General features: G+C 33.4%; 9 protein-coding genes. 8 read left to right on the top strand and 1 reads right to left on the bottom strand.

All coding sequences use genetic code 11. From position 1 onward, the window contains the following. Positions 1-34: 34 nt before the first annotated feature. The 6 genes from BM319_RS05575 to BM319_RS05550 all read left to right on the top strand — a co-directional run bounded on the left by BM319_RS05575 (position 35) and on the right by BM319_RS05550 (position 7485). Positions 35-691, top strand: coding sequence for a YneB family resolvase-like protein (locus BM319_RS05575; RefSeq protein ID WP_069032344.1), 657 nt, complete (start codon positions 35-37; stop codon positions 689-691). A gap of 227 nt (positions 692-918) precedes the next feature. Beyond that, positions 919-1158, top strand: a complete 240-nt coding sequence (locus BM319_RS05570) for a DUF896 domain-containing protein (protein ID WP_069032345.1) — start codon at positions 919-921, stop codon at positions 1156-1158. Positions 1159-1344: 186 nt separating this feature from the next. Continuing rightward, entirely contained in the window at positions 1345-3348 is a 2004-nt protein-coding gene (gene tkt / locus BM319_RS05565; RefSeq protein ID WP_091021579.1) for a transketolase, read from the top strand. Between the two features lie 192 nt (positions 3349-3540). Continuing rightward, the gene (gene sirA / locus BM319_RS05560; protein WP_069032347.1) at positions 3541-3978 is read left to right on the top strand and encodes a sporulation inhibitor of replication protein SirA; all 438 of its coding nucleotides are present in this window, start codon (positions 3541-3543) and stop codon (positions 3976-3978) included. 85 nt (positions 3979-4063) lie between these two features. Continuing rightward, positions 4064-4276 (top strand): YneF family protein, encoded by a 213-nt coding sequence (locus BM319_RS05555; RefSeq protein ID WP_056476721.1) that lies wholly within the window; start codon positions 4064-4066, stop codon positions 4274-4276. Between the two features lie 917 nt (positions 4277-5193). Then, positions 5194-7485 (top strand): FIMAH domain-containing protein, encoded by a 2292-nt coding sequence (locus tag BM319_RS05550; RefSeq protein WP_175495566.1) that lies wholly within the window; start codon positions 5194-5196, stop codon positions 7483-7485. 432 nt (positions 7486-7917) lie between these two features. On the opposite strand, the gene BM319_RS05545 is transcribed toward BM319_RS05550, so the two are convergent. Continuing rightward, positions 7918-8115: a hypothetical protein gene (locus tag BM319_RS05545; protein WP_091021577.1), complete on the bottom strand. Its 198-nt coding sequence runs from the start codon at positions 8113-8115 to the stop codon at positions 7918-7920. Positions 8116-8466: 351 nt separating this feature from the next. Between BM319_RS05545 and BM319_RS05540 the strand changes: the two genes are divergently transcribed. Together BM319_RS05540 and BM319_RS05535 are read left to right on the top strand one after the other, a co-directional pair. Beyond that, positions 8467-10218 (top strand): ABC transporter transmembrane domain-containing protein, encoded by a 1752-nt coding sequence (locus tag BM319_RS05540; protein ID WP_091021575.1) that lies wholly within the window; start codon positions 8467-8469, stop codon positions 10216-10218. Between the two features lies 1 nt (position 10219). Further along, positions 10220-12004 carry an ABC transporter ATP-binding protein gene (locus BM319_RS05535; protein WP_069032351.1) on the top strand — a complete coding sequence of 595 codons (1785 nt, stop codon included), beginning with the start codon at positions 10220-10222 and terminating at the stop codon, positions 12002-12004. The last annotated feature ends 131 nt before the right edge of the window (positions 12005-12135 follow it).

Raw genomic sequence — 12135 nt, 5'->3', positions numbered from 1 at the left:
AGTAGTTTTCGTGTTCGTATGGAGGGAACAGTTAATGAATGCAATAATTTACGCGAGAGTAAGTACAGCAAAGGATTCACAAGAAACATCATTACATAGACAAATAAGTGAACTAACCGAACTAGGTGAGCGGATGGGAATGTGTATTCTAGAAACAATAGGCGAACAGGCAAGTGGGTATGAAGTAGAACGAGAAGGGCTATTCCAGCTATTCCAAATTATAAAAGAGCATCAAGTTGATGCTTTGTTAATACAAGATGAAACAAGATTAGGAAGAGGTCATGCAAGAATTGCTTTATTACATTTTTTAAAAAGGGAAGGAATAAGATTATTTACCTCTTCTCAAAATGGACAATTTCAATTAAGTGAAAGTGATGAAATGGTTTTAGAAATTTTAAGTATTGTAGAGGAATATCAACGGAAAATTCATAATATGAAAATAAAAAGAGGTATGAAAAAGGCGGTTGAAAACGGGTATAAGCCTCAAAAAAACTTAGAAGGTAGTTTAAACGCAGGTGGTAGAGATAAGTTGGAATTACCGATTTCCGAAATTGTAAGATTACGTCAAAACGATCTAACATTTGAGGAAATTGCAGCTACCTTAAAAGGATTTGGATATAACGTTTCAAAGGCAACTGTTAATAGAAGGTATATTGAACATATGAAAGAAATCTCCAATATTGAAAGCTAATGCAATTTATTGTAAGATGAGATACATTGAATAGAATATCAAACTCTGACTAACGATCGCTTTCTTCTTTGCATAGCCTGCTAAATGCGGTGCTCTTTTACACCAATGGTAAAACAGCACGACTTTAGACTTTCTCGCAAAGAAAGAACATACAATTAATCGTCTAATTATCAAAGTGATGGAACTAACAATGAATAGATAAGTTACAAATAAAGGAGAGGTTACTAATGGTTACTAAAAAAACTTTAGATAGAATAAATGAATTATCAAAAAAGTCAAAAGAAGTAGGGTTAAGTCCTGAAGAGAAAGTAGAACAAGATCAATTAAGAAAAGAATATTTAGCAGATTTCCGTTCTCGTATGGTCGATGAACTAACTTCAATTAAAATTGTTGACGAAAAAGGGAATGACATTACACCTGCAAAGTTAAAATATGAAAAAGCAAAGCGTAAAAATAACTTACATTAAAAAGTTTTATCAATATAAAAGTTCATATTTTGTTAAAAATAACAGAAAAAAGCAGAAGAAAATTCTGCTTTTTTCTATTTCTTGGAAAGAATTTGTTAAAAATGTCAAAACTAAGTGTTAGTTATTGTAATAAATCATGGTAAATTATATGATAATATCTATGAATAAGCTAAAGGAGCGAAATTTATGTCTAATAATATTGAACAATTAGCAATTAATACGATTCGTACATTATCAATTGATGCAATTGAGAAATCTAATTCTGGTCACCCAGGAATGCCAATGGGTGCTGCACCGATGGCATATGCATTATTTGCAAAATTTATGAATCATAACCCAAAAAATTCAAAATGGTTTAACAGAGACCGATTTGTGTTATCAGCAGGCCATGGTTCAATGTTACTTTATAGCATGTTACATTTATCAGGCTACGAAGTTTCAATTGAAGATATTAAAAACTTCCGTCAATGGGGAAGCAAAACACCAGGACATCCTGAATTTGGACATACACATGGTGTTGAAGCTACAACAGGTCCATTAGGACAAGGTATTGCAATGGCTGTTGGTATGGCTTTAGCAGAGCGTCATTTAGCAGGTACATATAATAAAGAAGACTTAAATGTAGTTGACCACTTTACATACTCAATTTGTGGTGATGGAGATTTAATGGAAGGTGTTTCTGCTGAGGCGGCTTCATTAGCAGGACATTTACAATTAGGACGCCTAGTAGTTCTATATGATTCAAATGATATTTCATTAGACGGAGAATTAAATCGTTCATTCTCTGAAAGTGTAGAAGATCGCTTTAAAGCTTATGGATGGCAAGTTATCCGCGTAGAAGATGGTAATAACTTAGATGAAATTACCTCAGCGATCCAAAAAGCTCAAGAAGAATTATCAAAACCAACTTTAATTGAAGTGAAAACAACAATCGGTTACGGTTCTCCAAATAAATCTGGTAAATCAAAATCTCACGGTGAGCCACTAGGAAAAGAAGAAACGATTTTAACGAAACAAGCGTATGCTTGGGGTTATGAAAATGCATTCCATGTTCCAGAAGAAGTGTATGCACATTTTAATAAAGTAATCGTTGAAGCTGGTGCAAAGAAAGAAGCAGAATGGGATGCTACATTTGCAAAATACGAAGAAAAATATCCTGAATTAGCAGCTCAATTAAAGAATGCGATTGAAGGTAATATTACTGTAGATTTAGAAACAGCACTACCTAAGTATGAAGTAGGTAAAAAAATTGCGACTCGTTCATCTTCAGGTGAAGCAATTAACGCTATTGCAAACGTATTACCTAGTTTCTTTGGTGGATCTGCTGACTTAGCTGGGTCTAACAAAACGTATATGAATGGTAAAGGTGACTTTACGAGAGAAAGCTATGACGGACGTAATATTTGGTTCGGTGTACGTGAATTTGCAATGGGTGCAGCCTTAAATGGTATGGCTCTACATGGTGGCGTTCATGCGTTTGGCGCGACATTCTTTGTTTTCTCTGATTACTTAAAACCAGCAATTCGCTTAGCAGCTTTAATGAATTTACCAGTTACTTATGTATTTACACATGATAGTATCGCAGTTGGTGAAGATGGACCTACTCATGAACCAGTTGAGCAACTAGCAGCATTCAGATCAATGCCTAATCTGAATGTAATTCGACCAGCAGACGGAAATGAAAGCTCAGCAGCATGGAAAGTGGCAGTAGAAGCCAAAGACGCACCTACAATGTTAGTATTGTCTCGTCAAGATTTACCAACTTTAGAGGGGACTACTACTGATATTTATAATAAAGTGTCTAAAGGTGCTTACGTTATTTCTCCTGCTAAACAAGATAAAATTGATGTTGTATTAATCGCAGCAGGTAGTGAAGTACAATTAGCAGTAGGAGCACAAGAAAAATTAGCGGCAGAAGGAATTTCTGCATCGGTTGTTTCGATGCCTTCAATGGACTTATTTGAAAAGCAATCTAATGAATATAAACAATCAGTACTACCTAAAGAAGTTACGAAACGAGTAGCAGTAGAAATGGGTTCTTCATTCGGCTGGCATAAATATGTAGGATTAGATGGAGAAGTCATTTCAATCGATACATTTGGCGCTTCTGCTCCAGGAAACCTATTAATGGAGAAATTCGGATTTACTGTTGATCATGTCGTTTCAGCAGCAAAAAAAGTATTACAATAAAAGGTAAAGTTGGGAAAAGTAGGGAAAGAATTTGAAATTCTTTTCCTATTTCCTAAACCTTTTTTCAATATAATGCTTTATTAAAGATTTTTCGACAAAACTAGTTGATTTTCACTCCTTAAAAATGACAAATATTTTGAATGGAATTTTATATAATTTTCCTTACAGATAGTTGTTGGGAGTGGACAAGATATGAGGGAATATAAAATTTTTTTAATTCGAGAACCACTGTCTATAGAATTTTATGGGAAAGAGCATAAAATATATCAACTAGTATATGAGTATTATTACTCATCTATTGAACTAAGGAAAATAATCGAAAAACAATTAGAATATATAACAGAACCAATACCATTATTCGAGCTACATACATTTATTCGCAAATTTGATTCTCAACAGATTTACTTTTATGAGGAAACTGGAGAGTATCTTCTCGAACTTGATGATGGGGCAAAGGCTCAGCTAAAACTATATCCTCACGAACTAATTTTATATGCAGAAGGATCATTAGAGGCAGAAACAATATTCTTTGAGCTATTAAGAAAATTTCGTTCAACATTCATTGCAATTGATGTGAAGGATCAGCGATTTGGCTGGCTACGACCTATCGCCTATCAAAAGTATATTTAAACGATTAAATTGCAGTTTGCTCTTGTATAAACTGGTTAGTTTTAGTAAAATTGTTTCTAGATGATTTTAAGGAGGAAGCAATAAAATGTGGGTATACTTTCTAGTCGGCATCTTAGCATTAATTGCAGGTGTAGCGATTGGATTTTTCATAGCTCGTCAATATACAATGAACTACCTAAAGAAAAATCCACCAATTAATGAACAAATGTTAAAAGTAATGATGGCTCAAATGGGACAAAAACCTTCACAAAAGAAAATTAACCAAATGATGAAGGCAATGAACAACCAAACAAAATAATAAATCCTTTTAACATATAAGGCTTTATAGCTTGTTACGAAATAAAAATTGAACACTTTCTTTAGGAAACAGCTCTTTTAATACTGAATCCTTCATCAAGAATTTGTAATTATTTAAATCATGAATCATTTTACTAATCTGAAACCACTTATTCTGTTGGAATTAACCAATAGGAAAGTGGTTTTTATGTTTTTAGAGGAAAAATTTAATAATACAAAAGAAATTAGCCCTAAACTAGAGAAGAAATTAAAAAGTTTAAAACACCGACTTCACGTGAAGTGCACCCCAAATTTACACCATCTAACATTTGAGGCGCACTTCAGCGAAAAGTTGGTGTTTTTTAATCTTTTTTCATTTTGAATTTAGAAGAATTCGAAATTAATGCAACACTCCATTACAACTTGGTTAAGAAATGTAAATTCTTTAATCGTTTAGTACATCAGTAAATTATTTTAGAACAAATATTTTTATACAGAACACGCCAAAACCCACAAACAGTTGACAATAATTTAGAAATTTAATTGTTTAATACGTCGATTTCTAATTATTTAACAAGTTCCATGAAGAAGAAAGTCGATAAAAATGCTAAAGGTGGTTCCGATATTTGTCAAAATATTCATTATTAAAAGATTAGAATTATTAAGAAACTATTAAATAATTTATTATGCTTTATCATATTAGTACATCTAGAAAACTATCAATGAAGTCTATTAATTAGTATAATGTTAGGCTTTTTCTAAATAGTAGATTTCAAGAAGGAGGAGTAAATTATAAGGGGGGATTAAGTACTTAGCATAACCAGAAGGTGACGTTAAAGAGCAAAAAAGAAATGATGACATCACATAATCGACACGGCAAATTCGAAAACGAAAGCTACATAAATTATAGGTTATTTTACAAGTGAGAGGAGAATCTATTTGAAGCGTAGATTTAAGATTGCTGTATTATCAACTACTTTTTTGATTTCGATGTATTCAACAGCCGCATTTGCTGCTGAACCAGGGCTAGATAAAATGCCGGGACCAGTAGATCCACAGTCTTGGGTGAATCCAGAAGATATGACATGGAATGATTATAAACCAGTCCCGGGTATTAACTGGAGTACCGATAAGAGTATTCAACCGGAAACAAACCTTAAAGGAGCATTGATTTTGGTTGACTTTCCAGGTCAGGATTTTATCTTGACTTTGCCTAAAGGTAAAGATCTTATCGGTAATCCACAAGTCGATGCTGTTCCCCGAGAAAAGCTTGGGGAGTTTTGGACGAATTACTTAAATGTACCGAGTGAGTTAAATCATTATCAGACAATCGATGGCTTTTGGAAAGAGAACTCTTATGGAAAATGGGGCGTAACACTTGATTCTTATGGTCCTTACCGCTTGGATAAATACGAATTTCAGTATGGGCTAGATAGTTTTAATTCTGGTTTTCTGCCAAGTAATTATAAAACCGGAAACCTCTTCCAAGACGGCATAAATGCGGCAACAGCTGATATTATAGCATCTGGAAAAAACTATGACTTTGCGTTTATTGTACATGCAGGCTATGATGAATCAACTGTTTGGCAAGAACTTGGTGAAATGAAGTTTATGAATCAGAACTCGGTACCTGCTGCATTTGGTCCTCCAAATTTAACAGGATTTGAAAATATGCCAACTTGGGCAAAAACCCGTTATGTACCTTGGACTTCTTGGTTTGCAGCTAAATCGATTTGGTCTGCTGCATCTAGTGCCACATTAAACGGCAAATCGATTCGTGTTTCTATTCAAGGAGAAAGTGATGGGATGTCCACATTTGCTCACGAATTTGGTCACCTTAAAGGACTAGGGGATAACTATAATAATGCAGCTTTAGATCCTCGAACCTATGCAGGGTATTGGGAAACGATGAGTCGTGGGTCTTTTAATGGTCCAGGTGGAACGCACACTCGCTGGATGATTCCAGCTACCCTAGGTTCTTCCTTACCGGCACCACATACGCTTCGAAATAAGATGAAACAAGGGTTTTTATCTAATGATGAAGTCCTGCAACTTAATCGTGATGAATTAAAAGTGTCTGGTCCGGCGTTTGCGGATATTATCGCGCGCGAAGTACCAATCGGCAGTAAATTCGGCAGAAACGGACTCCATGGGATTAACATCAGTATGACTGATTTAACTCCAAGTAATTACCTAAGCGGAGACTGGCGTAACGATATGATCGGTAACGTAAATAACGCTAAGTACAATAACTACACCCTTGAAGTTGTAGATCGAGTTGGAGCGGATTCCTTTGCTGCCGATTCAGGTGTATTGATTTCTAAAACGAAAAATGCGGAGACTGCACCGTTTATCTGGCCAATTGATTCACATCCTGAAGATATCGCATTGAAGGACTTTACAAAGCCCGACGGTACAACAGTTTCGGTTACAAAAGGTGACCCAAGGCAAACCTTGGATTCTTTATTCCATGCAGGGAATGGAGCTAGTTTGGTTAACGGAAAATTCGATGGGTCTATTGGCAAAGATGATGTAGTTAGTGAGTACATCGATCCTTACAATCATCTTCAGTTCTATATTTTAGGCAAATACAAAGGTAATGACGGCGTACTTCATTATCAGGTTGCAGTTCGTAACACGGAAGGATCAGGTGCCTATAAACGCGGCGTTAATGTAAGTGCAGGCACAATACAACCGGCCATTGCGGGGAAAGTGGCAGTTTACCATTTTAATGTTACAAATACCGGCGAAGCAAAGGATCTTATTCGAGTTAACGCTTCAGCAGGTGAAGATTGGACGGTTCAACTTGATAATAATATTGTTGCAGTGGAACCGGGGAAAAGTGTTGATGTACCTGTGTATGTGAAAATTCCTAAAGGTATGACAGCTCCAGCAAACATAAACTTTACGGCAACTTCAGAAACAGACACAAACCAAAGCGCTACTGATAGCAATCTTTTGCTAAGCGATCTGAATGCAGCTGGTGTAAGTTCTCTAATCGACAGCTTCGACAATGTAGGAGCTTTCAAAGCAGGTTCAGCGCAAGCGTTGAAGGCACATTTGAGATCTGTAGAGCAATTTGAAAAGAAAGATTCTGCGGATAAAGTTGTCAAACATATTAATGATTTTAAAGGATTTTTAGATAATGAAAATGCTTCGAAAAAGGTTTCTGCAAAAGCGTACAATAGTTTAAAAGCGTACGCTGACGGAATGATTGAGGTTTGGAAATAGGTAGATTGACTGTTCAGGATAGATTATCTGTGACGGGGATAAACTAGTAAGGGTAGCAGCAAACTAAACCACTTTCTATTGGGAAACGAACCAATTTAAAGTGGTTTTTTGGTATAAATTAAATTTGTAAAAAACAAAATTAAAAGGTCTCTGGTTAAATATCGGTGCCCTAATAAAGTACCAGTTGAGAGGAATTCAACACTTAACTAATTATTTTTTTAAAATTTATCTATTTCATCTTTTATTTTTTATTCAAGTTTAGTAATAAACTATTATCTTTAGTACGTTTTGGTAAAGTACCTGAGGGCTTGTTCGTTAAAAAGGGACTTTTTTGCTTTTTGTCTCTCATTCCATCATCTCCCATACAGAGCTTTATTCAAATATATTATTTGTATGGTCAAACTATGAAAGGTTAAAGTAAAAAGTAGAGTTTTATTCGTTGATACGATTTTCTTTTAAACGGTTTAAGGCTTCGTCACTTCTTTTAAATAATTTACTTGTGAAAAGAGATGGAGATGTACGTGGGGGTGTTCTTGTAGTCGTTTCCTGTAAGAATGGAGACTTAACTCTACCTTGTCGATTTACATTCTCCGCTAAATTTGTATTAGTTGATACTGAATTATTAGGCATTTTTCCACTCCTTTTCAAACTAATATTATAATTCTATCAAACTTACATTTTATTATCTATAACACTGTCCTCCATTCTGATTCCTCTTTTCTCGAATATTTTCCATAATGCACCTCCGTACTTAAATTTTACCATATTCGTGAGTGGTTTTTATGCTAAGTTAATTCGGTTTTTTGTCTATGTATTTAATTTTTATAACGATAAATATCTTTAGTTTTACCGAAAATTAACAACCATTTTAAATAAGCAGATTATTAAAAATTATTTAATTTTTATGTTATAATGTACACTGTGTTTTGAGTTTTCTAAATATTGTAAAATTAAGTTTGATAGCATTGCGGGGGTGAAGGAATGTCAGTTTTTAAAGATTTGTTTTGGTTTTTTAAACAAGAAAAAAGAAGCTATGTATGGGGAATATCTCTTTTAGTAATCGTTGCAATTTTAGAGTTACTACCTCCGAAGGTTATTGGTTATGTCATTGATGAAATGGTAAAAAACTCACTTAATAGTAAAAACTTACTTTTTTGGGTAGGATTAATATTTATTAATGGGTTACTTCTTTATGCATTTCGATATTGGTGGAGGAGATTAATTTTTGGTTCTTCTTTAAAGTTAGCCAGACAGCTTAGAGATGATTTATATAATCATTTTACAAAAATGTCTCCGTCTTTTTATCAAAAAAATAGAATAGGAGATTTAATGGCTCACGCAACAAATGATGTTCAAGCAGTACGCGAGACAGCTGGTGCTGGGATCTTAACTTTTGTTGATTCGATTATTTTAGGTGGATCGGTACTAATAATGATGGCAGTGTCAATAAGTTGGAAGTTAACGCTTATTAGTCTATTACCATTACCAGTTATGGCCATTTTGACTCAATATTATGGTAAATTATTGCATCAACGTTTTCATTTAGCTCAAGAATCATTTTCAGAATTAAATAATAAAGTTCAAGAAAGTATGAGTGGTTTAAAGGTTATTAGAAGTTTAGGGCAAACAAAAGAAGATATAGCTGCTTTTAAAAATCAAGCAGATTTAGTAGTGAAATACAATATGAGAGTTGCTAGGATTGATGCACTTTTTGATCCAACAATTATGTTAGTTGTTTCGATTTGCTATATTATTGCGGTTGTTTATGGTTCTAGATTAGTTATAGCAGATGATATTACTGTTGGACAATTAATTACATTTGTTACTTATTTAGGCATATTAATTTGGCCAATGCTTGCAATTGGATGGTTATTCAATATTGTTGAAAGAGGGCGTGCTTCTTATGATCGAATCCGTTCTTTATTAAGTGTTGAACCTGAAATTAAAAATACAAAAAATGCATTAGAAAAACTTCCAATGGCTGAAATAGCTTATTCAATTGATTCATTTAAGTTTAATGAAGAGTCAAATTTTGAATTAAAGGATATCTATTTTAATGTGCAAGAAGGTCAAACAATTGGAATAGTTGGTAAGACTGGTCAAGGAAAAACAACGCTTTTAAAACTTTTATTGAGAGAATATGAAGTAGTAAACGGGAGTATTTCGGTTGGTGATTTAGATATTAAAGAGACAACTTTATTAGCTCTTAGATCACATATTGGTTATGTACCTCAAGAACATTTCTTATTTTCTTCATCGGTTAAGGAAAATATTGCGTTTAGTCAAATTGATTCTTCAATCGAAACAGTACACAAAGCTGCCGAGATTGCTAATATTCATGCAGATATTTTAGAGTTCCCATTAGGCTACGACACGATTGTAGGAGAAAGAGGGGTATCATTATCTGGTGGCCAGAAACAAAGAATTTCAATCGCTAGATCTTTAATTAAAAACCCTAATATTTTAATATTAGACGACTGTTTATCCGCGGTAGATGCAAAAACAGAGGAAAAAATATTACGCTCTTTAAAGGATGAAAGAAGTGGGAAAACAACATTTATTACTTCTCATCGTATGAGTGCTGTCATGCATAGTGATTTAATCATCGTTTTAGACGAAGGAAAAATTATTCAAAGAGGTAAACATGAAGATTTAGTTCAAATTGATGGTTGGTACAAAGAAATGTTTGAAAGACAGCAACTAGAAGAACTAGTAGAGCAAGGGGGGAGATAAAATGAATCAAGAGATTGAAATCGATGCAAAAAGGCAGAAAAAAGATTTAATTCGTCTTCTTTCATTTCTAAAAAAATATAAAGTTTTACTGACTTTTGCATTTATTTTCTTATTCCTTGCAACAGCATGTGAAATGTATGGTCCAATTTTAGTTAAAAGATTTCTAGATGATCATTTAATGAAAAGGTATTTTCCAAAAGATACAATCATAACGTTATTTTCTATATATGTTTCAATTACAATCGGCAAAATTGTATTATCATATTTACAGCTTTTAATGTTTCAACAAATTGCTTTTAAAGTTGTTCAAGATATAAGAATGAAAGTTTATGAGCATGTACATTCATTAGCTTTTTCATTTTTTGATAAAACGCCGATTGGAAGTATTGTATCAAGAATTACAAATGATACAGAAGCTATAAAAGATTTTTACGTTAGTGTACTGGCAACTTTTATCCAGCAAATTGTCTTTTTAGTGGGAATTATTATTGCGATGTACTCATTAGACGTTAAATTAGCAACGATTTGTGTTGGGTTAGTGGTAATTGTTTATTTTATTATACTAACCTATCGTAAAAAGAGTTTTCCATTTTTTATGGAAACTAGAGGGCAGTTAAGTAATTTAAATGCTAAATTAAACGAACACTTACAAGGTATGTCAATCATACAAGCATTTAACCAACAAAAAAGATTACAAAATGAGTTTGAGGGAGTAAATAGGTCTCACTATAATGCAGGTGTAAAAACAATACGATTAGATTCTCTGTTTTTAAGACCGGCAACAGATTTAATTTATACAATTGGAATCATGTTTGTTCTTAGCTTCTTTGGCATTACTTCCTTTAGTAATCCAGTTGAGATTGGTACAGTTTATGCATTTGTAAGTTACTTAGAAAGATTTTTTGAACCGATTACGCAAATGATGATGAAATTATCTTTATTACAGCAAGCTGTCGTATCATCATCTAGAGTATTTGACTTAATGGATGAAGAACAAAAAGCTCCTACTAAAGTTGGAACTGATTTACCAAAAGTAAAAGAAGGAAGTATTGATTTTAAAAATGTATCATTCGCATATGACGGAGTACACAATGTAATACATGATATTTCATTCTCCGTTAAACCTGGTCAATCAGTTGCTTTTGTTGGTCATACAGGAAGTGGTAAGTCAACAATCATGAATTTACTATTACGTTTTTACGATGTGAAAGACGGGGAAATTCAGATTGATAATCAAAAACTTTCAACATTTGAAGAAAGTGAATTACGTTCTAATATTGGTTTAGTTTTACAAGATCCATACTTATTTGTTGGAGATATAAAAGGAAATATCTCTATGTATAATAGCAAAATAACTGAAAGAGAAATTAAAGAAGCATCCGAATTAGTTAGAGCGAATGAATTTATTGAAAAATTACCAAATGGGTATGATGAGGCAGTTGTTGAAAGAGGTTCAACTTTATCAAGTGGACAGCGCCAATTAATCACATTTGCAAGAACGATTGCAGCTAAACCTACTATTCTTATTTTAGATGAAGCAACAGCAAATATTGATAGTGAAACAGAAGAAGCAATTCAAGAAGCTTTAACTGAGATGAGAAAAGGTAGAACTACTGTTATCATTGCACATCGACTATCAACAATTCAGGATGTTGATTGCATATATGTATTGCACAAAGGGAAAATCGTAGAAGAAGGCAACCATCAACAGCTTCTTGCCAAACAAGGATTGTACTATAATATGTATCTATTACAAAATAAAGGGTCTTTATTATTGGCCGAGTAATGAAAAGTAGCTAGATTTTCTAGCTGCTTTTTTTATAGAACCATATTCAGAGGGATATTAATAAAAATTAATGCATTATTAATATTTTCATAAAGTGGAGATAAATTAATCAAATCAGTAGTTAACAGTTT

Source organism: Bacillus sp. UNCCL81 (assembly GCF_900112535.1).
GTDB classification, from domain to species: Bacteria; Bacillota; Bacilli; order Bacillales; family Bacillaceae_G; genus Gottfriedia; species Gottfriedia luciferensis_B.
Note: the sequence above shows the minus strand (reverse complement) of the source record. Positions and strands in the feature narration are given on the sequence as shown.